Here is a 24,223-nt window from a genome sequence, read left to right as displayed (position 1 = left end):
CTGACAGAAAATGTGACCTTTAGCCAATATGTTCCGAAAAGAAGGATAAGACCCGTTGCCATGAATCAGATGCGGCATTGGCATTGTATGTCTTTCCTTGATCATTGAAAAATGAATGTTTGGTATCTGGATAGATTTTGATATCATGAGGAATATTATAGGTTGTTAGAGCCTGATCCAGCTTTTTCGCAGCCGGTGTTGTAAAGTCTTTATCAGGATAAGAACCAACAACTGGACAGAGACGAGACACAGCCTCTAATGGTTTGGGATTGGCACCATAGAAAGGTGCAATTGCCTTCAGTCGGTTATCAGTACATGCCCAGGAGATTGCAAAACCACCTCCCATACAGAAACCTATTGCTCCAATACGCTCACTGGCAACTCCTGCTTGCTCGGCCAGATAAGAGAGTGAAAGCTTTAAATCATTAATTCCTTCATTATCAAGTGGGCTAAAAAGCATCTGTCCCATGGCGCGGAACATACAAACAGTACGATTACGGCCAGCAAACAGATCAACGGCCAGGGCAACATAACCTTCATTGGCAAAACGGACAGCGATATCACGGATATTATCCGTCAAGCCGAATATCTCATGAATCACAACTACTGCAGGAAAAGGGCCATCCCCTTCCGGACGAGCCAGATAACCCTCTAATTGACGAACGGGCGACGGAAATGAAACGGAGTAGGTCTGTACCATTACAAGTTTCTCCTGGTAAGATATTTATTACGCTAATACCAACTCTTTTCTAGCCTATTATCAGACCCGGTAGCTTATGAAATACGTAAAAAAGCATACGCGTTTCACAATCTTTGATAAAGACGCACTAAATAACAGAATGGAGTCATATCGATATTTAAAGGAAGTAATGGAGCCTCCGATACGCAAAAAAAGAGCCAGGATGGTGAGATCCTGACTCTTTTTTTGCTGTTTGTTGCACCTGATGGTACCAACTGTTGAGGATATTCTCTCAATTTTGCCGAGCGCGCCGTTTACAACCACGCGTTCAAGCCGATTTCTGCTCGCTCACCCATTCAAGACCTGAATGACAAGCCGTACGATCATTAGGGCGACTTCGCTCCACCTGTTACCAGGCGTCCACGCGTCGTCTATCGACCAGGTCTTCTTCCTGGGATCTTGATCACACAAAGTGATGGGAAGACTCATCTTGGGTGCGGCTTCGCGCTTAGATGCCTTCAGCGCTTATCCCTTCTGAACATAGCTATCCAGCTGTGGCCCGGGCAGGCCAACTGGCACACCAGCGGTTCAGCCATCTCGGTCCTCTCGTACTGGAGATGACGCCCCTCAATCTTCCTACGCCCACGACGGATAGAGACCGAACTGTCTCGCGACGTTCTGAACCCAGCTCGCGTGCCGCTTTCATGGGCGAACAGCCCAACCCTTGGGACCTACTCCAGCCCCAGGATGCGACGAGCCGACATCGAGGTGCCAAACCTTGCCGTCGATGTGAACTCTTGGGCAAGATAAGCCTGTTATCCCCGGGGTAGCTTTTATCCGTTGAGCCACACTCCTTCCACTCGGGAATGTGGGATCACTAAGTCCGACTTTCGTCCCTGCTCGGCGCGTCTGCCTTGCAGTCAAGCTCTCTTCTGCCTTTACACTCTTGAAGGGTGATGTCCATCCACCCGGAGAGAACCTTTGAGCGCCTCCGTTACTCTTTGGGAGGCGACCGCCCCAGTCAAACTACCCACCTGGTCCTGTCTGCCAACCGGTTCACGGTCTGGCGTGAGACACAAAACACAACGAGAGTGGTATTTCACTGCTGCCTCCTCCACCCCCACAAGGATGGATTCTTCGGCTCCCACCTATGCTACGCACGCTGTCCCTCGTATCCAGGCCAAGCTGTAGTAAAGCTCCACGGGGTCTTTTTGTCCTGTCGTGGGTAACCCGTATCTTCACGGGTACTTCAATTTCGCCGAGTCCTCTGTCGAGACAGTGCTCAACTCGTTACTCCTTTCGTGCGGGTCGGAACTTACCCGACAAGGAATTTCGCTACCTTAGGACCGTTATAGTTACGGCCGCCGTTCACCGGGGCTTCACCTCGTGGCTACGATCACCACTCAGCTTAACCTTCCGGCACTGGGCAGGAGTCAGCCCCTATACTTCCGCTTTCGCGTTCGCAGAGACCTGTGTTTTTGGTAAACAGTCGGTTGAGCCAATTTCTTGCAGCCCCCTCACGCATCGAAACACGCTACTGGGGCACCCCTTCTACCGAAGGTACGGGGTCAATTTGCCGAGTTCCTTAACAGAGGGTCGCTCGATCACCTTGGGGGAGTTCCCCCTGCCTACCAGTGTCGGTTTGCGGTACGGGTAGCGTCAGCTCTCACGAGAGGCTTTTCTTGGCAGCCTGGGGTCCGATGACTTCCGCACGATTGCTCGCGCTCGGTGCCGCTGTCATGCACAGGAGACCGGGATTTGCCTCGGTCTCGCACTTCAAACGACACGCCGATCCTGTCCATTCGATCGGTTCACCTTCCCTACTGCGTCCCCCCATTGTTACAAACGATCTAACGCTAGTGCAGGAATCTCTGACCTGCTTTCCATCGCCTACGACTATGACGTCCTCGGCTTAGGGCCCGACTCACCCTGGGACGATTGACGGTGCCCAGGAACCCTCAGGCATTCGGTGTCTCTGGTTTTCACAGAGATTGCGCTACTCATTCCGGCATTCTCACTTCTCGTCGCTCCACCAGTCCTTGCGGTCTGGCTTCTCTGCTTGAGAACGCTCCCCTACCATCCTGGTCAAAAACCAGGATTCACGGCTTCGGTACACTGCTTAAGCCTCGCTACGTTGTCGGTGCCACTACACTCGACCAGTGAGCTATTACGCACTCTTTCAATGATGGCTGCTTCTAAGCCAACATCCTGGCTGTTATTGCGTACTGACTCCCTTTGACACTGAGCAGTGATTTAGAGACCTTAGCCGGTGATCTGGGCTGTTTCCCTTTTGACAATGAAGCTTAGCCCCCACTGTCTCACTTGCATGCTCCATTCTGCTGGCATTCGCAGTTTGAGAAGGGTTGGTAACCCGCACAGGGCCCCGAGCCTTTCCAGCGCTCTACCTCCAACAGACAACACATGCAGCTGTACCTCAATACATTTCGGGGAGAACCAGCTATCTCCACGTTCGATTGGAATTTCTCCCCTATCCACAAGTCATCCCCCAGTTTTGCAACACTGGTGGGTTCGAGCCTCGACGGACTGTCACATCCGCTTCACTCTGCTCATGGATAGCTCACGTGGTTTCGGGTCGCATCGCCGCAACGCGCGCCTGCTTCAGACTCGGTTGCCCTCTGGCTCCCCAGCTTTACCGCTGGTTAACCTGCTACGACGATGCACTCGCCGGATCATTCTACAAAAGGCACGCCATCAGCCCTTGGTTCCTCCTGGAACAGTGGCCTCTGACTGCTGGTGAGTACGTGGTTTCAGGGTCTCTTTCATCCCCCTCTCGGGGTGCTTTTCACCTTTCCCTCACGGTACTTGTTCGCTATCGGTCACGAAAGATGTTGAGCCTTGGAGGGTGGTCCCCCCAGCTTCCCACAAGGTTTCACGTGCCTCGTGGTACTCAGGATCCTCGCCCACGCCGGTTGATCGTCTTCTACAGGACTCTCACCTGCTCTGGTTGCGCTTTCCAACGCATTCGAATGATCGGCCATTGTTTGTTGCGAGTCCTACAACCCCGCCCGTTCCGAAGAACGGATGGTTTGGGCTCCTCCCGGTTCGCTCGCCACTACTACGGGAATCTCGGTTGATTTCTTTTCGTCGAGCTACTGAGATGTTTCAGTTCGCCCGCTGCCCTCTGCCCTGTCTATGTGTTCAACAGGGAGTATCCAGACATCACTCTGGATGGGTTGCCCCATTCGGAATCTCGAGGTTCATAGCTTGTATGCAGCTCCCCTCGAACGTTTCGCCGGTCTCCGCGTCCTTCATCGGTCTTTCGTGCCAAGGCATCCACCTCGTACTCTGTGTAGCTTGTTCGTTTCTACGGTCTTGATGGTGTCTTGCTTGCTCTGCTTCAACTCGTGCTTGCAATCTTCATCGCTCAGCAAAATTGAAGGAATATCCTCTTCAGTTGTTCAGGTGCACGTGATCAGGGTAAACCCCAACCACTGGAGAGTGGAAACCAAACGCAGTCCCTGGTCACTCAAAGCAACCATCAGTATCCTGTTTCGACCTAGGAGTGGATCTCTCGAAAGAGATCGAAGCTCCCTAGAAAGGAGGTGATCCAGCCGCACCTTCCGGTACGGCTACCTTGTTACGACTTCACCCCAATCACCGACCCCACCCTCGACGCTTGCCCCCCCGAAGGGTTAGCCCAGCGGCTTCAGGTGTTGCCGACTTTCGTGGTGTGACGGGCGGTGTGTACAAGACCCGGGAACGTATTCACCGTAGTGTGCTGACCTACGGTTACTAGCAACTCCCACTTCATGGAGGCGGGTTGCAGCCTCCAATCTGAACTGAGGCCGAGTTTGACGAGATTAGCTCCCCCTCGCGGGTTCGCAACTCTTTGTCTCGACCATTGTAGCGTGTGTGTCGCCCAGGACGTAAGGGCCGTGCTGACTTGACGTCATCCCCGCCTTCCTCCACGTTGATCGCGGCAGTTTCGTTAGAGCATTCAACTAACGACAGGGGTTGCGCTCGTTGCGGGACTTAACCCAACATCTCACGACACGAGCTGACGACAGCCATGCAGCACCTGTGGAACCGCCCCGAAGGGACAGCGCGTTACCGCTGGTGCAATTCCATGTCAAGTCCTGGTAAGGTTCTTCGCGTTGCATCGAATTAAACCACACGCTCCGCTGCTTGTGCGGGTCCCCGTCAATTCCTTTGAGTTTTAATCTTGCGACCGTACTCCCCAGGCGGACCACTTCAAACGTTAGCTCCGGCACTGAAGGGGTCGAACCCTCCAACGCCTAGTGGTCATCGTTTACGGCCAGGACTACCGGGGTATCTAATCCCGTTCGCTCCCCTGGCTTTCGCACCTGAGCGTCAGGTACTTCCCAGGACACTGCCTTCGCCATTGGTGTTCCTCCGGATATCTACGCATTTCACCACTCCACCCGGAATTCCGTGTCCCTCTGAAGCCCTCAAGTCGGGCAGTCTTCATACACCCTCTCCAGTTGAGCCGGAGATTGTCAGTACAAACTTACCTGACCGCCTGCGTGCGCTTTACGCCCAATAAATCCGGACAACGCTTGCCCCCTACGTATTACCGCGGCTGCTGGCACGTAGTTAGCCGGGGCTTCTTCCTTGGGTACCGTCCGTTCTCGTCCCCAAGAAAAGCAGTTTACGATCCGAAAACCGTCATCCTGCACGCGGCGTTGCTCGTTCAGGGTTGCCCCCATTGACGAAAATTCCTCACTGCTGCCCCCCGTAGGAGTCTGGGCCGTTCTCAATCCCAGTGTGGCTGATCGTCCTCTCAGACCAGCTACTGATCGTCGCCTTGGTAAGCCTTGACCTCACCAACTAGCTAATCAGACGCAGACCCATCCCAAAGCGCCCTTGCGAGCTTTCCTCTTGCGAGCATATGCGGTATTGTCGGCGATTTCTCGCCGGTATTCCTCACTTTGGGGCAGATAATCCACGCGTTACTCACCCGTCCGCCACTCACTCATTGCTGAGTGCGTTCGACTTGCATGTGTTAGGCACGCCGCCAGCGTTTATCCTGAGCCAGGATCAAACTCGCCATCCAATTTATGTTCAAGAGGGCCACAGCGGGCCTCCCGAAAATGCATTGTCAGTTCGCGATCCAGTCCAAGTGTTTCTTGCTTGGCTTGTTCGCAGATTTGCATCACTTAGCGTGAGCCAAGTGATTGAATTGACAGGAACTGGTGTCTTGTTCCTTCTTACTAAACCAGTTACTGTTCTGCTTTCCACTCTTCAGTTGTCAAAGTGCGACTGATCGAGAACCGTAGCTCTCGGGTGTCTCGCTCGATTGCGTTGTTTTGGCGTTCTCGCGACGACTGCTGTAGTATCTCACATTCCTCGGGGTCTGTCAAGCGTTTTCTCGTTGAGTTTTTTCACTTGCCCCGAAAATCCTTCTTCTCCGGTGTTGGCACGTTTCAGGCCTCTGAAGAGGGCTGAAAGACCTACGGGCGAACCGTGTGGTCGTGCACATCATCGGGAAGGAATCTTCCTGAGGGGCCACGTTATCGTGGCACAGCCGGGGGTTTGCGGACAGGAGCACTCTCCAGGAGAGTGATTGTCTGGAAACGACAGCTCACGGAGTATAGCACTCGGGAAAAGGGCTGTCAAGAGGGGGCTGACTTTTTGCTGGGCTTTGCTGGTTCGTGCAGAAGCGGGGAAGCGTCGGAAAGGGGCTCGTTTCAGCTCCGCTCTGGTCGCCCCTTCATAACGCAACGTGACCATGGGCGATGGAGGGGCTGGCATGGTGGGGCTTCGAGATTTGAAAGGAGACAAGCGACCTTCCCTACTTCTATTACCGCATCATGATCTTTTTCACATATAAAATGATGTAAAGTAGGGAAAGTTGCTTGTCTCTTTCCTCTGTTCCCACTCCGCTGTGTGAACCCCTCCATAGCTCAAGTGGAAAACGGAAAATGGGGAAACGAAGCTATGGAGAGCAACCATGGTGCAGAGGCACGATGTGGAAGGAGACAAGCGACCTTCCCTACTTCTATTACCGCATCATGATCTTTTTCACATATAAAATGATATAAAGTAGGGAAAGTTGCTTGTCTCTTTCCTCTGTTCCCACTCCGCTCTGTGAGCCCCTCCATAGCTCAAGTGGAAAACGGAAAATGGGGAAACGAAGCTATGGAGGGGCAACCATGGTGCAGGGGCACGATGTGGAAGGAGACAAGCGACCTTCCCTACTGCTTTTCTTCTCACACACTCAAAAAATCATATCATGCTCTTTTAAGGAGAGAAAGTCGCTTGTCTCTTTCCTCTGTTCTCCCTCCGCTGTGTGAGCCACTCCATGGCACAATGCTATGAAGGGGCTGGCATGGTGCAGCTCCACCATTAGGAAGGAGAGGTCCATCGTGCACCTTTGCCTCCCTGTAAAAAAAAAACTTCACCAAAAAAGGCTTGACAAAGCTCAAAGGTTCTGGTAGTATTCGTCTTGTTGAAAACGCCACCTGGATATGCAGGTGAGCTGGTAGCTGTAGCGAAGAGGGTCCACCCGTTCCCATCCCGAACACGGTAGTTAAGCTCTTCAGCCCCGATGATACTCTGTGGGCAACTGCATGGGAAAATAGGACGCTGCCATCTCACCCGCCTAACTGGGCGGCGTTTTTGTTTGCCATTTTTCTTTCAAGATGGACGCTACCATCTCACCCGCCTGACTGGGCGACGTTTTTTGTTGGGCCATCAGATTATAACGCTGCCCTTATCGAGATCAATACATAGCTGCGCTTACCTGGCAGGCCATCGGGCCGTAATGTACATACGCTTCCTTATGAGAGCTCTTTATGCATCTCTTGCCATTGACGACGGGTCTGCTGGGATTGCAAAAACTTCTCAATGATTGTAGGATCATGCTCCACAAGCTGATCTCGCAAACTATTTAACTCTGCAATATATTCATCCAGGCGATGAGTAATTGCATCTGTATTGGTCAGGCAGATATCACGATACATTACAGAATTGCCCTCAGCAAGACGAGAAGCGTCCCGAAAACCGGTTGAAGCTAAGATCGCGGTATCGGACCAGTCTGGCTCGCTCCCAACAGTATTTACCAGAGCTACCGAGGCCAGAAATGGAAGGTGGCTAATAGCTGCTACCTGTCTATCATGATCATGTGCATCTAACAAACGAATGCGTGCTCCTATAATCTCAGCAAGTGTGGAGACTTTCTGTATTGCCACAGGTTGAGTATGAGCAGTTGGTGTTACACAATAAATTCGTTTGTAAAACAAAGTTGCATCGGCAGCTTCTACTCCACTAATCTCTTTACCGGCCATTGGATGTCCTCCCACAAAAGCGACATGGTGAGGGAGAAACTCCTCAGCCCAACCAATAATCTGTGCTTTTGTACTCGCGACATCGGTCACGACAGTCCCTGGTGTAAGCAGAGGAGCCAGTTGCTGAAAAAGATGGCTGATAGTTCTCACTGGCGTTGCAAGAATAACTAATTCAGCATTCCGTACGGCATCAGCAAGATCAGTACTTGCCTGACTAATAGCACCTATCTGACGTGCACGATCACAGACTCCCTTTCCCATATCATAGCCAACCACTTCTCGGGCCGCCTCAGCCTTTCGCAGAGCCAGACCAATCGACCCGCCAATTAATCCGAGACCAATAATCGTCACGCGCTGAAACATAGCTTACAACTCCCTTATTTGGACATGGTTTGACAGTTCTCTTACCCGAGAGCACTTCCTGAATTGAAACTGATTATACTCCTGCTCCTTCCCACTTTTCAATCAAAAAGAAGATGTCTCATCACTATCCAGACATCTTCTTTCATCACAGTTCAGACTAAAAATAGATCAGTTCTTCCAACCATTCATTCCCATCAGGGCCTAACACCGAAGAAAGGATAGCCGTGACATCATCACTTAGCAGTTCCTCTCTCTCCTGACGATAGAGAGTCAGAAAACTGGGAAGGATCTTCACTCCGTACTTTGTTAAAAGATCAGCAGCGAAACGCTCCAGCAAGAGTTCATACCCAAGATAATCTTCGGGGGTTGTATCGGCATACCAATCAAATCCACGTACTGTATCTGGTGTTTTCCCGTCTGGCTCAGGCTCGAAGAGGTCCTCATATTCTGTAAAGAGGTCTTGATTGACCACGTCTTGCACGCCATTTATTTCACGAGCTAGCCAGAGGGCTGCAAATTTAAATTGCCATTCATCAGCCCACAATGGATTATTCTCTGGCCAGGGGCGCGGATCAGCCTCGATAAAGGCAAGCGCCACTTCATGATAGAGCATAAATGCGACCTTCTCTGGCACCATCTCTCCAAAGAGGGCATCAAATTCAACCGGTACCACCAATGTCAGACGAGGCGTGACCTGAGTAAGATACGGATGTGGAGCTTCAACCTCTTCGTCCTCTTCATGAGGAGCAAGATGCCAATCACTCATGTCGACAACTAAGAGATCGAGTTCTGGTGGGGCAAGCTGCAACAATTGAGTCAGCTTTTGATTTGCCTGAGAGACTGTCTGCGAGACCAAGCGGGCGAGAGATTCTGCGCCCGCTGGATACGTCACTGGAAGTGGCTCAGCTAGAGTCTGATAACGATTATATGGAAACTGCATTGATGAGCCTAGGCCATCCCTTCTTCTAGAATCTTCTCCGATGGCTCGTCAAGCACAGGCAATGGATCCGGTCCCTGGAGCTCCTGGAGAGACTGCTCCCGCAATTGCTTGACTGTATTCTCTTTACGGAAACGTTGATAAAAATTTTGATACAGAGCCTGTAACCGCCTGGGCTGTACTTGCTTATTCCCCTCATAATATTCTAGAGCCACCTGACCAATTGACCAGGTTGCAGCACCGGCAATAGCACCAGCCACAAAGTCACCTCCAAAGGGTACCACCTTAGCCGCTTGCTGTGCAAGGTAGCGCATACCCAGCCCCCCAACAATAGTGGCAATCAATTCACGTGCATTGCGCCTGGTATCTTCACTATCTAATGGCTCTCCATAAAGCGCAGCCAGACGTAAGACCAGACGCAACTGAGTACCCAGAAGAATCGGAATATCAATGAACGGAATGGGCTCAACACCGGCAGCAAAACTGACCAGGGTTGAATTCCGAATCACACGCTGAGCCGCCATACGTCGATAGGCTGGCAACTCGCGTCCAATGGCCAGTGCAGCCTCAGGGCTCGCATCTATAATGACTGGAATAAGTTCTTCCGCAATATTCGCACCTGTACGGGCCGAAATTGGGATGACTCCAGGCGTATCTAAGAGAACGGCGATCTCTGTCGCAAGCTGATCACCACTTTCGCCACCCTTTAAGGAATCCACCTTATTTACAACCACTACGACTGGCTTGTTAAGATGCTTAATAACGCGATAAAGCTCACGATCTTCCGCCTGCAAACCACGCGATCCATCGATTAAGAACACAATCACGCTTGCCTGCGCCATACCGCTTTCCATGACATCAGGCAGATGGCCCGGCGTATCTACCAGCGTAAATGGTCCAAAATCTGTTCGGACTAGCGTACGTGTGTTGCCAGCAGAGGGCGATGCTGGAGAGAGGGTCTCACCCTTTAACTTATTAAACAGCGTGCTCTTTCCAGTATTCGGCTGACCTACCAGTACAATGGTATTGTTCAGCCCTTCTAGAACCTCTTGCTGAGCCATCTTCCAGTTGCCCGCTTTCATCAGACCCTGGACCATGCTAATGTTCGAGGGCAGATTTTTCAAGGTCGTAAGGCCGAGCTCACGCAGATTCGTTGGCTGCTCACGCTTATGAAAGATGCTGGCAAAAATGTTCTCTTTTGCCTTTCTCTGCTGCTCATCGTCTGCGCTTGAATAAGTCTTTTTACTAGCCACGCGTAACTTCCTTCCCAATCATCACAGACTGGTCGCACTTATGTAAGTGCTATAGTCCTATCATTTTGATTATAGCGTATGTAGGAGCAAACATTACAACAATAGTACGAGGGTTCCATACCCTGCGTTTCATCTTCTTCTCACCCACGCCAGTCAGGGGCGAGAACAATCATAAGAAACCTTGACATCTCAACTGTTTTTCTGCCATAATCTGAAGCGGAACGAACACATGCATATCTATTTTTTACTCCTCATATTTCCATTCACCAATAAGAGGCAGCAGAATGCAAAATACGCCAATACAAAAAGAGATCGCTGAACAAGATTATCAAGCTGGATTTACCCGTGTGATGTGGTTTGCTAAACAGGCCAGGCGCCGCGGTTGGAAACTAAGCGATCGACAGCTTGTCCATGAAATCATTCAACGCGAGCGTGCAGCCCGTATTCGTGAGAAAAGCTCTCTTCCAATGATTGGAGCTGAAGTGCGCTCAGCTGCCTGGAACCATGGCCAGGCCGATGCGCTCCGCACCCTCTTACGTGCCCAAAGAGAGAACACCAAAAAGGGATTGTAAGATATCGTGTAAACTCTCTCTCATTGCTCTAGCTCTACAAAACCTTTCAAGAGATGATTTCTTGAAAGGTTCTTTTTTTGAGATATGCTTCTCACCGCTGCCTCATTCCATCATTCTCAATTGGTGTTTTTACAGCTCTTTTCTATAACAATTTACAGTTATTTCTAGTATACTAATTATTATGCTATGAAGAGCAAAAAGAAAGGGATGAGGAAGATGCTAGAACAGCGTCACGGAGCAACAAGTAAGATCTGTGGAGCACTTATACTTATAGGTTTATTCATCGGGGTTCTTTCAGCTCATATTCTCCCCTGGCTGTTGCTAGCGCTATCCATTGTTGTGCTAGTAGGAGCCGTGGGAACGCTCAATCCTTTGCTGATGTATGTCAGCTTATATGGATCATTCTGGCTTCTGCTGCTAGCCTTCTTTGTGTTGGCACAAAACTGGTGGTGGTTTCTCGCCGGTCTGGGGATCTCAATACTGCTCGGTATCTTAAAACGTCCTCTCTTAGCAACGTTCTTTAGCATGGGATTGCTCAAAGTATATGCTTATAAGCCTCCTACCTACGCGTTATCTCCTAAGCCTTCTTCAAGGAAACGTTCCAGCAAAAACAACCCTCATCGTTAGAAATTTCTTGGAGGGCGATTGTTTCTGATATAGCTTAGCCAGAGCGAAAGAGCTAACATTCCCAGACCTGGCTAAGCCCCTCATACGACAATAGAGAGCTTTCTCTTCTCTTTTGGAAGAAAAACAAACCATTTTACTTAGAGTATGTCTTAAGAGCCTGGGGACACGTTTGATGTCCCTTCCAGCTTGAAGAAACGGACGGTTTTTTGTCAAAGATGCATGAAATATACACTTGTTATGTATATGACGTCAGACAATATCTCTTCAATAATGAAGTATTGAGGTTATCTCGATCAGCATTGGCGGCTCTTAAGACACACTCTTAGTGAGATAATGCGTTGGTGCCAAAGAAGGCCAACGCAACCAGAAAACTCACAAATAATGCAAAAAGAATACGCAGCATTATACGAGTGACGAAGATCGGTGGCCTCTGAGAACGCTGCGGGTGCTGGTTATGCATAACAGTACTCCTGCGTTTACACTACATGCTTTTTCATGATTCTTCGAAAAAGTGCTACTCAGAAAAAAACTTCTTGCCATCAATTACTCTTAACGACAGATTGTAGTGTTGTTAACAGGATGAAACTTTTAGGCCCCTGTTCTCTGCCGACGGCATTCATCACATTCGCACATGGCGCGTAATTTTTCGTAGACAAAGATGCCTGTTTTATGTCCATCTTCCCAGATAGGCGTTAATCCATACCGTCCAACTGGTTCGATATTAATTAATGTGGTCTCTTCAGTGCTCAAGGATTGACGGCTCTGGAGCATTCCTGGTACCCCTCCTTCACCTGCACACCAAGCACAAGGACAGGCCCAGCGTAACGTCTCCCAGTTGTGAAGGCTTTCATGTTCATCTGTCCAGGAAAGATAGAGGCGGCGTTCCGCAGGCTCCAGAAAAAACGAGGTAGGTGATGGATGGTCGTTGTGTCTCATTGCTTTCTCTTCCTCCAACGCACGCCACATAGCTCATGTAAACGGTACGCTCTAGTATTTATCATTTAGCACCATTATTATAGTTCTTTTCTATCAGGCAATGCTAGACTTTTCATCTGTTACAATGAGCATACCTCATCCTTTCTCTAGTTGAATTTATGACCTTTTACTCAAGCAGGAATGACTGTTTAGTCTCGCTTTAGTTACCACCTTTCCTGCCTTTGCGTTCTAGCAGGTAGAATACATCGGGGGGGGACTATTTCTATGACACTAGCGATTACTCTTAGTATTGTTATTGCGCTGGCAGCTCTCGCTGCCACGCTCTATCAGTTCTTCCAACAGAAAAAGGTGCTCGCACAGCTTCAATCTCAGCAGAAAGCCTGGGAGCAAGCTTCCGAGACACGCCAGCATCAATTGAAAGATCTACAAGAGAAGCAGCTCTCTCAATTAGAGCACAAACTCACCCTACAGATTGAACGTTTAGCCGAGAGCCAGACACGCCAGTCTCAACGTAGTGAACACGTAGAACACCTCAATCGCCAATACCAGGAGACCTTGAACCAGACACGCATCGAACAAGAGCTCGCCGCTATTCCCTTAATTGAAGATCTGCCATTGCCTACCTCACAAAAAGGGAAAGAGGCTGCCGAAGCACGTCAAAAGCAGTCAATCAACCTGCGCGGCTACGATCTGTCCGGGCGCGATTTCTCTCACCGCTATCTGGCACATGTGGATCTCAGTAACGCGAAACTGGTGAAAACAAATCTTTTTATGGCTGATCTCTCACATGCCTGCTTAAAAGGCGCTGATCTGACGGGGGCTGACCTCTCAGCTGCAAATCTGACCCATGCAGATCTTCGTGGGGCGATTCTGCACGATACGAATCTCCTTGTGACCGATCTCAACAATGCGCTTTTGCTTGGTGCTACACTCACCGAGATCCGCAATCTGACCGATGATCAGTTGGAAAGTGCCATTCTCGATGAGAAAAAGACCTTCGAGGCCGGGTTTGATGAGACTAACCCTCGGCTTCCTAGCATTCCAGTCGATCCTAACAAAGCTGAATAGGCAAACATCGAAGCATATGTATCGCTCGATATGGTATCGGATATGTCTTCACGCCGACCGAATAGAAACGAACATTTTGCACAATCTTATCTTCACACCGAATTGCAGAATTGATATTCGTGAGGATCAGGTTGTGCTATACTACGCCTTAATCCACGAATATATTTAAAAGAGATTTTATTGTACTATCGAGGTAACACAAAGATGACAAATGAGATAACACTCCCGCTGACCGGGAAGGTTGCGCTAATTACTGGCAGTGGGCAGGGGATTGGCCGGGCTACTGCGATCCGACTGGCACAATCTGGGGCCGATGTTGTGGTGAATTACCGCAGCAATAGTGCTGCTGCTGAAGAGACACGTGCCATCATTGAGGCCCTTGGAAGGCGCTGTATCGCTGTACAGGCTGATGTAAGTATAGAAGAGGATGTTACACGTCTGTTTACGCAAACAACTGCAGAGCTTGGCCCTGTCGCTATCCTGGTCAATAACGCTGGCACCACACGCGATAAACTGATTCTTCAGATGTCGCTCGCGGATTTCGAACATGTCCTGGATACCAATCTGAGGGCTGCATTCCTCTGTACAAAAGCCGTTCTCCGTGGGATGATGAAGGCTCGCTGGGGGCGCATTGTCAATGTCGCTTCAGTGGCTGGTCTTCTGGGCCCTGCCGGTCAAGCTAATTATGGAGCCTCGAAGGCGGCTATTATCTCCTTGACCCTCAGCACTGCTCGCGAGATGGCCAGCCGCAATGTGACCGCCAATGCCGTCGCTCCTGGCTTTGTGCCAACCGAATTAACCTCGACTGTAACTGAGGCACAACGCAAGTATATGCTCGATTCTACGCCCCTCGGACGCTTTGGCACAACTGATGAGATTGCTGCTGCGATCAATTTTCTCTGCTCGCCCGAGGCTGCCTATATTACAGGACAGATTCTTTCGGTCGATGGCGGTCTCTCGATGCATATCTAGGTTTCAGTTCTAATAGCTTCTCAATTTCATATTCTTTGAAAAGTCGTGAAACAAGTTAGCTCTGAGTCCTCTCTAATTATACTAACAGGTAGTATAACGAAGGAGGGCTCACAATGGGTCTTATTGAAACTGCAGAGACAAACCTTTTTACGTTTGAAGCGTTTGCTGCACATACATTCTATACTGATGTGAATCGAGCTCTGGTTCAGCAGGCTTTGAAACATTTAGTACAGCGTGAAGGTGATGATCAGCTAACAATCGTCGATATGGCCTGTGGGACCGGGGCTATATCCCGATTGATTGCTGAAGAGATGGCAAAGTATGGACTGGCGCACCGCACCCGTATCGTGGGGGTCGATCCATCAGCTGAAGCACTACGTCTCGCTCACAAAGCAATGGAAGAACTGAAACTGCCTCTTCAGGCTGATTTTATTCAAGGCGAGGCAGAAGATCTCCCTCGTCTGGTACAGAATGCCGATGCGGCCTTTTTCTGTAATGCTATTCATCTTGTCCCCGATAAATTAGCTGCGTTCCGCCAGATGGATACAATTCTTGCTCCTCGTGGTATTTTTGGCTGTAATAGCGCTTTTTATGAAGGAACCTATGTCACTGGCACTGAACGGTTCTATCGCCTCTGGACACGTCGCGCTGTCGGCTGGCTTAAAAAAGAACACCCTGAAGTTCATCTTTCGCGAGAAAGTAAAGCCATGGCAATGCAATGGCTGACTCCTGATGAATATATCACTAATTTAAAACAGGCTGGCTTTACTGCTGTGGAGACCGAATATCAAGACGTTGATATCTCTCTGGATGGCTGGCGCGACCTGGGTCAATACTGGCTCTTTATTGATGGGGCTCTCCCCGGTATTCCACTGGCCTTCGGTGCACAAGCTCTAGAAACAGCCGTGTATCAAGCTGGTGAAGAGCTCGGGCTCCCTAAAGTACCTCGTCGCTGGCTCCAGATGGTCGCTATCAAAGGGTAAAATAGTTCTCACACCTGCGTAAACTCCTACGACGCAATATGCTACAATGCTGATACGGGAAGCGCTCAAAGCTATTTTTCTTCCCGTACACTCTGTTTGTGCCTTTTTCAGACACACGGCTTAATAGAACAGGAGCATATTGCATGCAATGGGCCGCTCTCTCTACTGCATTTTTAGCCTCAGCAGTAGAATTCGTTGAAGCATTTACTATTGTCCTTGTTGTCGGTATCACTATTAATTGGCGTAGCTCTTTTCTTGGTACGCTTGCCGCAGTTGCAACGCTCACTCTTATTGTTGCAACGCTCGGTGTTGCGCTGGTCCAGTTTGTCCCTCTGGATGTTCTCCGTCTTGTTGTCGGCGTCTTACTTATCCTCTTTGGTCTGAAATGGCTCAAAAAAGCTATTTTACGTTATAGTGGACTCAAAGCTCTCCATGATGAAGAAGCTATCTATGAGGAGACACAGGCCGAAATGCGCGCTCGTGGAGAGCATGCAAGTCCAGGGATCGATCCCTTTGGCGTCGCCCTTTCCTATAAAGCGGTCCTCTTAGAAGGTCTCGAGGTGGTTTTTATTGTCATTACTTTTGGAAGTGCTCATGGGGTCGCTTCCCGCACTGTGGGAATCTATTCTGCCGCGATTGGAGCAGCATTGGCAGGGCTTCTCGTTATTCTTGCCGGAGTACTCGTCCGAGCTCCTCTTACAAAAGTTCCTGAGAATACGCTGAAGTTTATCGTGGGCATTATGCTTACATCCTTTGGCACCTTCTGGGCCGGTGAGGGTCTGGGAGTGGAATGGCTCTGGGCTGATGCCTTTATTATTGCCCTGGCCGCTCTCTATCTACTCCTCTCACTGACACTGATCCTCTGGCTCAAACGCCATAAGCGCCAACTCACCCACCATCCAATAGCAGCTACTCATACCTCAACCGGGGAGGTCCAGTTATGAAATTCATTAAAGCAATCTATACGTTTATTGTTGGAGATATCATTATTCTTGTTGGGGTTCTGGTGGCGATTCTCATATTGACCCTCCTGCATACTGTTGCAGCCCTGGAACCATTACGGCCTGCTGAAGGCGTGATTTTAATACTGACCATCGTTTTGGTACTGGTTGCGACCCTTGTTCGGGAAGCCTATAGCGCTAAACGGTATCAATAATCATATTGGGATACATCTCACCTGGAAGGCGTGATAAAAAATTCATACCTTCCAAAGGCGCAAACAGACAGGGCTCATTCCACCTGGTCTCTCACTACCTTCGGAGAGAGCCCTTCTTGTGCACAATGCTGCTGGCAAGGTGCTACACGATTGCAAATGCATGTTCATTGGCTGACAAATGCATGTGCTGATGACCTCTATCTATTGCACAACGTTAGCACAACGTTGGACACAATAACAAAACTAGTTGACGCGATTGCTGCAAGCTGTTATTATGAGAGAGAAAGGGTGCTTTACTAGCAAAGTTCTATGGTAGGGTAAAATATATGCAAGAAGCACGCTCCTGGCGCGAATTGCTAGGAAATATTAGTACGGATGGCAGAGAGAAACAGCGCATTATAGAAGAACTTAAAATTACACCTATAACACTCTCTCGCTGGATCAGCGGCGAATCAGCCCCTCGACCACAAAATTTACGCCATCTTCTTTCAATTCTGCCAGAGTATCGCGATGAACTGCGTAGCTTATTACGCGAGGAAAAAGGTCTCAAAGAATATGCTCTATCTTCAATGAGTGAAGATATGAAAACGATTTCCAGTGAATTTTACACACGTGTTTTACTGGATCGCGCTACGACCAACGAAAATGTACGCTTCTGGTCAACATCTCATATGATCCTACAACAAGCTATCAGCCAGTTGGACACTGAGAGGAAAGGGATGTGTCTCTGGATTGTCTGCTGCATGCCACCATCAGGCCCACATGCAAAGGTACGCAGTCTACGGGAATGCATTGGGGTAGGGACAGCTCCCTGGACAGGCAATATTGAGCAGAATGCGATGTTTTTGGGCGCGGAATCTCTGGCTGGCTATGTTGTGACAGGTTGCCGACCAGGTACAGTTCATGATATTGATGCCGCGAGCAGTATCGCACCTCGCGCACGCGTGAAATATGAAAAAAGTGCAACAATCTACCCTATTCTCTATGCTGGCCGCATTGCAGGAGTCTTGCTTGTCTCCAGCACTCAACCTTACTATTTCCTTTCAGAGGCTCGTACGACTCTCGTTCAACATTATGCTAACCTGATTGCTCTGGCCTTTGAAGCCAACCAATTTTATCGGCCAGAGGAGATTGCGCTCTGTGTCATGCCGCCACAAGATGAGCAGGAAGAACACTTCCGCGATTTTCGTCAGATGGTCAATACAACGATGATTAATGCAGCAGCTCGCCGCCAACCAGTGAATAATCAACAGGCTGACTTGTTGGTCTGGCAACAGCTGGAGGATATGCTACTCAAACTACCCAGTCTACACACGATACCGCACCAGCTATGACAACTATTCGCTCAGCACGCTATGAGTCTTTTACAGAAGGTCTTGCTCCGTACTGGACTCAAACAGTCCTTGGGACAGGCTCACTTAGCCTGCAAGATGCAGCATTACGCATGGAGATCCAATCTCTGCACAAAGGGCACTATGCCGATGCCCAGATCGATGATTATGGCAAGTTAGCGCGCTCGGCTTTTCCCTGGCGTCCCCCATTACGTATGGAGGTACGCGCACGTTCCTCTCTGCCAGCAGCAACACAGACCAGTACAATCTCGACGCCTGACATCTTACGTGGGACGGCTGGCTTTGGCTTCTGGAATTATCCATTCTCCGTACGAGGAGATCTCTTAATGTTGCCAGAGGCAATCTGGTTTTTTTATGCCTCTCCACCCTCAAATATGGCACTGGTGCCAGATATTCCAGGTTGGGGCTGGAAGGCTCAGGTCGTTCATACAATGCGACCAGGGGCCTTTCTCTCGCTTCTTCCAACAGCACTGACCGCTGGTTGGGGGCTGCTCACACAACAGACTCAATCGGCTGCTCGCTGGGTCCAACGGCTGAGTGGGGCCCACGAAGCGCTCCTCACCACTCCTCTTGAGGAATGGCATACATATACGCTGGAGTGGAAGAGCAGTTGCGCAGATTTCTGGGTTGATGGGCACCATGTTCTTCACGCACCTCAACCACCCACACGGCCCCTGGGCTTTGTCGCCTGGCTCGATAATCAGTATGCTATCGCAACTCCTCAAGGGCACTTTCGCTTTGGGACGGTGATGAGTGAAACGGAATGGTTTGAGATTGCAGCCCTGTCCATCGTTCCACTCATCTGATCCCATCGCTTATTTCTCTGCGAGCGCCATCACTTCATCAACAATACCATACTCCTTGGCCTCGGCTGCGCTCATAAAAAAGTCTCGATCAGTATCGCGCTTAATACGCTCAATCGTCTGCCCTGTATGATGGCGAATGATCTGATTGAGCTCATCACGCAAATGGAGAATCTCACGCGCATGAATATCAATATCAGTAGCCTGTCCGCTTAATCCTCCCTGCAACGGCTGATGCAGGTGAATACGCGCGTGAGGCATTGCATACCGCTTGCCCTTATCACCAGCCAATAAGAGAATGGTTCCAAAACTGGCGGTATACCCAACACAGGTAGTCGCTATTGGACAAGAAAGTGCTCGCATGGTATCGTAGATCCCCATCCCGGCATAGACCGATCCTCCAGGCGAATTGATATACATGTTTATCTCACGCTGACTATCCTCGGCGGCCAAAAAAAGCAGTTGTGCGATGACAAGACTGGCCATACCATCTTCAACTGGCCCATTCACTACGATAATACGATCTCGTAACAGACGAGAAAAAATGTCATACGCGCGCTCACCACGTCCGGTTGTCTCGAGGACGGTAGGTACAAACAGATTAGCTGCCATCGAATCTCTCCTTTTCTATCAGGCGACCTGAGCCTGGCGAACAAAGTAGTAATGAAGCAATGAACCCTGCTGACTGACACGTTCATCGAGAAGGCTTACCAAAAGCCACCCTTCCACACCCAATGTATTCAATGTCTCTGCAATAGGCAGATGCTGTTCTTTGCTATCAATGGTCAGAATATGATATTCCCAACGTGTTGGCTCTGCCGCCACATGATCATAAACCATAGGAATAAAGGCTGGCGAATGCTGTTCTCCCTGCGCCGCACGCGAATGTTGTACAATAAACATGTGATCATTCTCCTTCTTTTTGTTCACCTGAACTATATTTTCTTGATGTCTTGAATATAGCATGCCCATAGCGTATACTCACAGAGATAATCTATGCTGTTAGCATGTCTTTTTTGGTAAGCAATGCTTAGAGCATAGGAAGGAGCTTTCTCTATGGCTGATCTACAAGAAACTATTGGCAAAGTTATTCGGCAAGAACGGCTGGATCGCCGACTTACGATGAAAGAGCTCGCCGATAAGGCTGGACTCTCTGAAATTTATGTGGGTGAGATCGAGCGCGGCCAAAAATATCCGTCGGGGAAGGTCTTAGAAAGTCTGGCCAGTTCCCTGGAGCTTCATTTAGATGAGCTGCTTGAATTAATGGCTGAGGCGATTCGCCGCGAACGAGAGCCACAGGTGACCAGTGTTATTGGCTTCAGTATTCCTGGCCCAGGCCAACCTCGTCGTACGGTGGTTAAACGCATTGTTAATCTCCTGGATGAAGGCGATGTGGAAAGCGTTGCTAATTTTAGTGCTTTTCTTCTCTCACAACATCTTCTCCCCTGACATTTTTCAGGCACATTGCCTTTCCATTTCCTGAAAAGCAGAGGTCAGCGTATATATGCATATACCCTCTATATGCATATATCATTCCTCCATTTCCGTATACTACTACTAACCAGATGTGAATAAGCAGAAGAGCATGGTACCGTTCGCTCTTTAGTAAGATCGCGTTAGAAGGAGATGGGAGATGAGAAAGGTCCTTCTTCCTGCTTCATGCATGAAGCTAGCTTCTACAGGACGCAGGCAAGTAGTAAGTGCCGCCATCTTTACCTCTCTTGGTTTTTTAGCTTCCTGCAACCGTTCTACTGATAATAGTGTGGAGAAAAAAGAGCTCTCGTCAGATCAACATGAATTACAGCAGTTTCCAATTCATGACAAGAGTGATCTGCAACTGCTCTTCACCGAGATTATGAATGATGAGAATCTTCATATCACCTTCCTCCGCTCACTCATTCAGTCTACAGGCAATTCTCCACTAGAACGGCCAGCCTTTCAGCATCTTAAACAACCAACCATCAATGACTTGATCTCCATAGCGCTGAAATTAAAGGAGATTAATGTGGGGGCCTATCTTCTTTGCCTATCACGGGCACATTCTTCGGACATAGGAAATAAAGTCGCCACCATTCTGGGATTGGAGGCCCGCCACGCAAGCTTCCTCAACCTTCTCTCTACGACTGCACTGAGTACTCAAGGAGCTTTTGAGCATCCACTCACGGCCAGCGACATTTTTAAAGGGGTTACCCCTTTTCTCTCTACACTGACCAGACGTTCACGGATTCCAGTGCTCACGGTTGCACCGGATAATGATAAAGATCTTTTACAATTTCTGCTTCTGTTGGAATATCTCTCATCCGAACTCTACAATCTCAATGTGCCGGATCTCTTCTCACCAAACTAATGGAGAGGAGTCAAATAGGAAAAATGACGGTGATCATACAGCCCTGCCCTGGCATACTCTGGATTGATATTTGTGCACCACAGGCCTCAGCGCGTGCACGCATAGAGCGGAGCCCAAAGCTATGAGACGCGATCTGCTCTCCATCAAATCCTTTTCCATCATCCTGAATGGTTAAGGTACCATGACCCGCGATGAGTTCTACAGATACTGAGATACTTGTAGCTTGCGCATGCTTCAGAGCATTATGGATTGCTTCCGAAGTAATACGATAAAGCGCACATTTTTGATGGAGTGGTATTTCTGGCTCTTGCTCCAGATCCAATGTAAAGGCAATTCTACTTCGAAGCGCTTGAAATCGTGCCAGACGGCTGATCGCCACAAGGAGACCTTCACGCTCCAAAATGGCTGGATGCTGATCAAGAATAAGTGCTCTTGCCTCTGTCAAGCCAGTATTTGCCTGTTCAACAATTCCTTGTAAGAGAGGTTGAACTTCATATGAAGCATCGTTATTACAGAAGGCCAGGGCGCTCTGAGCATCAAGCTCGATGCAATAAAAAGCTGGAATAATCGCGTCATGTAATTCACGAAGAAGATGCTGGTACTCACTTTGCATGCTAGCGGAGTGAGCTTTCTCTCTCTCTAAATGTAAGAGTGTATTTTCTTGCTGCAACTTTTCATTCTGACGCACCAGCTCCGCCATGGTTTGATAGAGCATCTGCGCCCATGGTTCTTGAGCAAGCGGCTCTGGTTGCGCCTGGTGCAGCCTAGCCTGTACCTCTCGCTGCGTCATAGCCTGCGCCTCTATGGGTGAGATCTGTGCTTTGAGGCCACTTCCATGGCAATAACGCTCGTAGAGATGATCAAAAAAGGTCATTAGCTCTGGTAGCAACGAAGGCTGATGGGGATGATCAGCATGCATCGATAACCTCTCAATTCAGTTTAGCGCCAAAACAGTTATAAATGTCATTACAAAAGAAAGAGCGTATATGTCTGACAGAGCCGAGCAAGGAGGCAGAAGAAGGAGATCTAAGGAGATGCAAGAGGAACCAGCCCAAGACGCATGGCTGCAAGCGTTGCCTGAGTACGGCTACGAACACCGAGCTTTGCAAGGACATGACGAACATGAGTTTTTACGGTATCTTCAGAAATATGGAGAAGGCTCACAATCTCTTTATTAGAATACCCTTGAGCCAATAATCTCAGGACATCTGTCTCACGAACCGTCAGGGGATCAGGGCCTTCCAGTGCCCGAACCTCTCGTAAGAGACAGGCTGAGGCTTGAGCAGAGATCTGTATCTGTCCAGCCGCCGCCCCTTTTACTGCCTGCCTGAGATCGGCTGCCTGGGCATCTTTCAGAAGATAGCCAATCGCTCCAGCCCTCATGACGCTCATAAGTGAGCTCTCTTCCAGTACACTTGTGAGAATAATCACCTGAATCTCTGGCAGTTCTGTATGAAGGACGGAGGTAACCACAATACCATCCATATCTGGCAATAAAAGGTCCAATAAGATCACGTCCGGGCGCAGGTCTCGGGCTTTTCTGATAGCTTCTTCTCCATTGGCTGCCTCTCCAATCACTTTTAACTCAGGATCACGACTTAAGAAACGCCGAACGCCCTCGCGTACAAGACTATGATCATCTACAAGTAAGACCTGAATGGCCATCTGTCTTCCCCCCTTTTGGAGTAGATTCTTACTCACACCAAAGAGGTTCCTTCCCCTCACCAAATCAGGTGATATTAAGGCCCTGATATGTACCTTTGCGGATAAATTATACATCATAAAACAACTCTTTGCTGAATTACCTGAAGCATAAATCGTTCTCTTTTTAGTAAATAGATACATATATAGAAAGTAGCCTGCCAGGGTCTATCCCTGCGGCTACTCACATTTTTCTTTGTACCTCTTCTATATACTCCGTTTTCGTCTGACTGACAAAATCTTGAAGCGCCAGCCCAGATCTGTTCGCAGTATTTATGCAAAAAAGATCAATGCTCGCATCGGGTGCGCAGGGGGAAGCGCTTAATGAGCGATCAACTTTTGATGGCTACGGCGCTCAGCAAGCTTTGTCGTCGTCCAACGATAGAGAAAGATAAAGAAGAAGAGGTAGATTGCACCCTCTACATATCCTCCCATTACGTCAGTAAACCAGTGATCGCCCTCAACAATGCGAGAGTACCCAATCATAAGAATATCAAAGACTGCATAGATCTGAAGTGGCAGCAGGAGCCAGCGATAGCGCCATTCTCGCACCGCCTTCAAACAACTCAGGTACAGCAAGAACCCATAAAAGGCAATATCATGCTCCGTATGTCCTGAGGGATAGGTAGGAAACGGGACAAGCGGTGTATAAAGATGAATCGCATATTTATGTGGATCTGGTCGTGGTCGTGCAATAAGCTCGTCCAACACAACATTCAGACCAGCCGAACTCATCACGGTCAAGATAAGAAAGATGCCCGACTGAAGCCAGACAAGAGGTGAATGCTTCCGTAGCCAGAAAATCAATCCCATCAACACCATAAAAAGGCTCCAACCCACGAGATTAATGGCCGAAGGAATAGGATCATTCAAAGTACTTGGGAAATTAACGACCGACCAGAACCAGGGCCAGGGGCGAAATCCCTGCGCAAAATGTGTCGCCTCCAGATCAACAGGATAGGGATCAGGATGAAAGCGAATCACAACACATGAGATAAGAAACACACATAAGACGGTCCACCAGATAGGAACTTCTATTCGATGCCGTCTTTGTGCATCCTGCCGATCTTCTCCCCCCGCAGTTGTGGAAGAGGTTGGCTTCTGTATGCTTTTAGGATGAGTCACATTCTGCATAATAATCCTCTCATAACCAGATATGAAACATAGCTTATCTTTATAGATAGAGTACGTTCCTCAAAACAGAAG

At 49.1% G+C, this 24,223-nt stretch carries 22 protein-coding genes and 3 rRNA genes; 12 read left to right on the top strand and 13 right to left on the bottom strand.

The genetic code is table 11. The annotated features are described in order from the left end of the window. Positions 1-19: 19 nt before the first annotated feature. From EL628_RS11055 to EL628_RS11045, 3 genes are all read right to left on the bottom strand, one after another. Positions 20-700, bottom strand: coding sequence for a dienelactone hydrolase family protein (locus EL628_RS11055; protein ID WP_126580001.1), 681 nt, complete (start codon positions 698-700; stop codon positions 20-22). A gap of 345 nt (positions 701-1,045) precedes the next feature. Continuing rightward, positions 1,046-4,000, bottom strand: a 23S ribosomal RNA gene (locus EL628_RS11050). Between the two features lie 235 nt (positions 4,001-4,235). Next, positions 4,236-5,714 (bottom strand): 16S ribosomal RNA (locus tag EL628_RS11045). Positions 5,715-7,138: 1,424 nt separating this feature from the next. Between EL628_RS11045 and rrf the strand changes: the two genes are divergently transcribed. After that, a 5S ribosomal RNA gene (rrf, locus tag EL628_RS11040) occupies positions 7,139-7,255 on the top strand. 185 nt (positions 7,256-7,440) lie between these two features. On the opposite strand, the gene EL628_RS11035 is transcribed toward rrf, so the two are convergent. The 3 genes from EL628_RS11035 to EL628_RS11025 all read right to left on the bottom strand — a co-directional run bounded on the left by EL628_RS11035 (position 7,441) and on the right by EL628_RS11025 (position 10,500). Continuing rightward, complete coding sequence (locus EL628_RS11035) at positions 7,441-8,310, bottom strand: prephenate dehydrogenase (protein WP_126580000.1); 870 nt, start codon at positions 8,308-8,310, stop codon at positions 7,441-7,443. A 157-nt stretch (positions 8,311-8,467) separates the two neighbouring features. Beyond that, positions 8,468-9,250 carry a hypothetical protein gene (locus EL628_RS11030; protein WP_126579999.1) on the bottom strand — a complete coding sequence of 261 codons (783 nt, stop codon included), beginning with the start codon at positions 9,248-9,250 and terminating at the stop codon, positions 8,468-8,470. Between the two features lie 8 nt (positions 9,251-9,258). Beyond that, positions 9,259-10,500, bottom strand: a complete 1,242-nt coding sequence (locus EL628_RS11025) for a GTPase (RefSeq protein WP_126579998.1) — start codon at positions 10,498-10,500, stop codon at positions 9,259-9,261. 284 nt (positions 10,501-10,784) lie between these two features. On the opposite strand from EL628_RS11025, the gene EL628_RS11020 reads away from it, so the two are divergent. Beyond that, positions 10,785-11,072 carry a hypothetical protein gene (locus EL628_RS11020; RefSeq protein ID WP_126579997.1) on the top strand — a complete coding sequence of 96 codons (288 nt, stop codon included), beginning with the start codon at positions 10,785-10,787 and terminating at the stop codon, positions 11,070-11,072. A 216-nt stretch (positions 11,073-11,288) separates the two neighbouring features. Then, on the top strand, positions 11,289-11,699 hold the full coding sequence (locus tag EL628_RS11015) for a hypothetical protein (protein ID WP_126579996.1): 411 nt from the start codon (positions 11,289-11,291) through the stop codon (positions 11,697-11,699). 322 nt (positions 11,700-12,021) lie between these two features. Here the strand turns inward: EL628_RS11015 and EL628_RS29795 are convergent, their stop codons facing one another. Continuing rightward, entirely contained in the window at positions 12,022-12,159 is a 138-nt protein-coding gene (locus EL628_RS29795; RefSeq protein ID WP_161975415.1) for a hypothetical protein, read from the bottom strand. Positions 12,160-12,287: 128 nt separating this feature from the next. After that, positions 12,288-12,635 (bottom strand): gamma-butyrobetaine hydroxylase-like domain-containing protein, encoded by a 348-nt coding sequence (locus EL628_RS11010; RefSeq protein ID WP_161975414.1) that lies wholly within the window; start codon positions 12,633-12,635, stop codon positions 12,288-12,290. A 264-nt stretch (positions 12,636-12,899) separates the two neighbouring features. On the opposite strand from EL628_RS11010, the gene EL628_RS11005 reads away from it, so the two are divergent. The 7 genes from EL628_RS11005 (at position 12,900) to EL628_RS10975 (ending at position 18,972) form a co-directional block, all read left to right on the top strand. Further along, positions 12,900-13,703: a pentapeptide repeat-containing protein gene (locus EL628_RS11005; RefSeq protein ID WP_126579994.1), complete on the top strand. Its 804-nt coding sequence runs from the start codon at positions 12,900-12,902 to the stop codon at positions 13,701-13,703. A 204-nt stretch (positions 13,704-13,907) separates the two neighbouring features. Beyond that, positions 13,908-14,675 carry a 3-oxoacyl-[acyl-carrier-protein] reductase gene (fabG, locus tag EL628_RS11000; RefSeq protein ID WP_126579993.1) on the top strand — a complete coding sequence of 256 codons (768 nt, stop codon included), beginning with the start codon at positions 13,908-13,910 and terminating at the stop codon, positions 14,673-14,675. Between the two features lie 113 nt (positions 14,676-14,788). Then, a complete protein-coding gene (locus EL628_RS10995; RefSeq protein ID WP_126579992.1) occupies positions 14,789-15,658 on the top strand; it encodes a class I SAM-dependent methyltransferase in 870 nt (289 codons plus the stop codon). A 143-nt stretch (positions 15,659-15,801) separates the two neighbouring features. Continuing rightward, complete coding sequence (locus tag EL628_RS10990) at positions 15,802-16,602, top strand: COG4280 domain-containing protein (protein ID WP_126579991.1); 801 nt, start codon at positions 15,802-15,804, stop codon at positions 16,600-16,602. Beyond that, entirely contained in the window at positions 16,599-16,814 is a 216-nt protein-coding gene (locus EL628_RS10985; RefSeq protein ID WP_126579990.1) for a hypothetical protein, read from the top strand. The genes EL628_RS10990 and EL628_RS10985 overlap by 4 nt, the downstream gene beginning before the upstream one ends. Positions 16,815-17,140: 326 nt before the next feature. Next, positions 17,141-18,148 carry a GAF domain-containing protein gene (locus EL628_RS10980; protein ID WP_126579989.1) on the top strand — a complete coding sequence of 336 codons (1,008 nt, stop codon included), beginning with the start codon at positions 17,141-17,143 and terminating at the stop codon, positions 18,146-18,148. Further along, positions 18,145-18,972, top strand: coding sequence for a hypothetical protein (locus EL628_RS10975; protein ID WP_126579988.1), 828 nt, complete (start codon positions 18,145-18,147; stop codon positions 18,970-18,972). Before EL628_RS10980 ends, EL628_RS10975 begins: the two co-directional genes overlap by 4 nt. Before the next feature lie 9 nt (positions 18,973-18,981). Here the strand turns inward: EL628_RS10975 and EL628_RS10970 are convergent, their stop codons facing one another. Together EL628_RS10970 and EL628_RS10965 are read right to left on the bottom strand one after the other, a co-directional pair. Next, on the bottom strand, positions 18,982-19,581 hold the full coding sequence (locus EL628_RS10970) for an ATP-dependent Clp protease proteolytic subunit (protein WP_126579987.1): 600 nt from the start codon (positions 19,579-19,581) through the stop codon (positions 18,982-18,984). Positions 19,582-19,599: 18 nt separating this feature from the next. After that, complete coding sequence (locus EL628_RS10965; protein ID WP_126579986.1) at positions 19,600-19,872, bottom strand: hypothetical protein; 273 nt, start codon at positions 19,870-19,872, stop codon at positions 19,600-19,602. Positions 19,873-20,025: 153 nt separating this feature from the next. Between EL628_RS10965 and EL628_RS10960 the strand changes: the two genes are divergently transcribed. Together EL628_RS10960 and EL628_RS10955 are read left to right on the top strand one after the other, a co-directional pair. Further along, the gene (locus tag EL628_RS10960; RefSeq protein WP_126579985.1) at positions 20,026-20,418 is read left to right on the top strand and encodes a helix-turn-helix domain-containing protein; all 393 of its coding nucleotides are present in this window, start codon (positions 20,026-20,028) and stop codon (positions 20,416-20,418) included. Positions 20,419-20,602: 184 nt separating this feature from the next. Next, positions 20,603-21,316, top strand: a complete 714-nt coding sequence (locus EL628_RS10955) for a ferritin-like domain-containing protein (RefSeq protein ID WP_126579984.1) — start codon at positions 20,603-20,605, stop codon at positions 21,314-21,316. A gap of 10 nt (positions 21,317-21,326) precedes the next feature. Here EL628_RS10955 and EL628_RS10950 read toward each other — a convergent pair whose 3' ends face one another. From EL628_RS10950 to EL628_RS10940, 3 genes are all read right to left on the bottom strand, one after another. Next, positions 21,327-22,235 carry a sensor histidine kinase gene (locus EL628_RS10950; RefSeq protein WP_126579983.1) on the bottom strand — a complete coding sequence of 303 codons (909 nt, stop codon included), beginning with the start codon at positions 22,233-22,235 and terminating at the stop codon, positions 21,327-21,329. 107 nt (positions 22,236-22,342) lie between these two features. Then, on the bottom strand, positions 22,343-23,017 hold the full coding sequence (locus tag EL628_RS10945) for a response regulator (protein WP_245994055.1): 675 nt from the start codon (positions 23,015-23,017) through the stop codon (positions 22,343-22,345). Between the two features lie 321 nt (positions 23,018-23,338). After that, on the bottom strand, positions 23,339-24,151 hold the full coding sequence (locus EL628_RS10940; RefSeq protein ID WP_126579982.1) for a phosphatase PAP2 family protein: 813 nt from the start codon (positions 24,149-24,151) through the stop codon (positions 23,339-23,341). Positions 24,152-24,223: the final 72 nt, after the last annotated feature.

The organism is Tengunoibacter tsumagoiensis (assembly GCF_003967535.1).
Classification (GTDB): Bacteria; Chloroflexota; Ktedonobacteria; order Ktedonobacterales; family Ktedonobacteraceae; genus Tengunoibacter; species Tengunoibacter tsumagoiensis.
The sequence above is the reverse complement of the archived record's forward strand: the minus strand, read 5'-3'. Positions and strand labels throughout refer to the sequence as shown.

Excerpts from the sequence above, each read along its gene's own strand:
- EL628_RS11055 (WP_126580001.1), bottom strand. The coding sequence starts at position 700 with ATGGTACAGACCTACTCCGTTTCATTTCCGTCGCCCGTTCGTCAATTA.
- EL628_RS11035 (WP_126580000.1), bottom strand. The coding sequence starts at position 8,310 with ATGTTTCAGCGCGTGACGATTATTGGTCTCGGATTAATTGGCGGGTCG.
- EL628_RS11030 (WP_126579999.1), bottom strand. The coding sequence starts at position 9,250 with ATGCAGTTTCCATATAATCGTTATCAGACTCTAGCTGAGCCACTTCCA.
- EL628_RS11020 (WP_126579997.1), top strand. The coding sequence starts at position 10,785 with ATGCAAAATACGCCAATACAAAAAGAGATCGCTGAACAAGATTATCAA.
- EL628_RS11015 (WP_126579996.1), top strand. The coding sequence starts at position 11,289 with ATGCTAGAACAGCGTCACGGAGCAACAAGTAAGATCTGTGGAGCACTT.
- EL628_RS29795 (WP_161975415.1), bottom strand. The coding sequence starts at position 12,159 with ATGCATAACCAGCACCCGCAGCGTTCTCAGAGGCCACCGATCTTCGTC.
- EL628_RS11010 (WP_161975414.1), bottom strand. The coding sequence starts at position 12,635 with ATGAGACACAACGACCATCCATCACCTACCTCGTTTTTTCTGGAGCCT.
- EL628_RS11005 (WP_126579994.1), top strand. The coding sequence starts at position 12,900 with ATGACACTAGCGATTACTCTTAGTATTGTTATTGCGCTGGCAGCTCTC.
- fabG (WP_126579993.1), top strand. The coding sequence starts at position 13,908 with ATGACAAATGAGATAACACTCCCGCTGACCGGGAAGGTTGCGCTAATT.
- EL628_RS10995 (WP_126579992.1), top strand. The coding sequence starts at position 14,789 with ATGGGTCTTATTGAAACTGCAGAGACAAACCTTTTTACGTTTGAAGCG.
- EL628_RS10990 (WP_126579991.1), top strand. The coding sequence starts at position 15,802 with ATGCAATGGGCCGCTCTCTCTACTGCATTTTTAGCCTCAGCAGTAGAA.
- EL628_RS10985 (WP_126579990.1), top strand. The coding sequence starts at position 16,599 with ATGAAATTCATTAAAGCAATCTATACGTTTATTGTTGGAGATATCATT.
- EL628_RS10980 (WP_126579989.1), top strand. The coding sequence starts at position 17,141 with ATGCAAGAAGCACGCTCCTGGCGCGAATTGCTAGGAAATATTAGTACG.
- EL628_RS10975 (WP_126579988.1), top strand. The coding sequence starts at position 18,145 with ATGACAACTATTCGCTCAGCACGCTATGAGTCTTTTACAGAAGGTCTT.
- EL628_RS10970 (WP_126579987.1), bottom strand. The coding sequence starts at position 19,581 with ATGGCAGCTAATCTGTTTGTACCTACCGTCCTCGAGACAACCGGACGT.
- EL628_RS10965 (WP_126579986.1), bottom strand. The coding sequence starts at position 19,872 with ATGTTTATTGTACAACATTCGCGTGCGGCGCAGGGAGAACAGCATTCG.
- EL628_RS10960 (WP_126579985.1), top strand. The coding sequence starts at position 20,026 with ATGGCTGATCTACAAGAAACTATTGGCAAAGTTATTCGGCAAGAACGG.
- EL628_RS10955 (WP_126579984.1), top strand. The coding sequence starts at position 20,603 with ATGAGAAAGGTCCTTCTTCCTGCTTCATGCATGAAGCTAGCTTCTACA.
- EL628_RS10950 (WP_126579983.1), bottom strand. The coding sequence starts at position 22,235 with ATGCATGCTGATCATCCCCATCAGCCTTCGTTGCTACCAGAGCTAATG.
- EL628_RS10940 (WP_126579982.1), bottom strand. The coding sequence starts at position 24,151 with ATGCAGAATGTGACTCATCCTAAAAGCATACAGAAGCCAACCTCTTCC.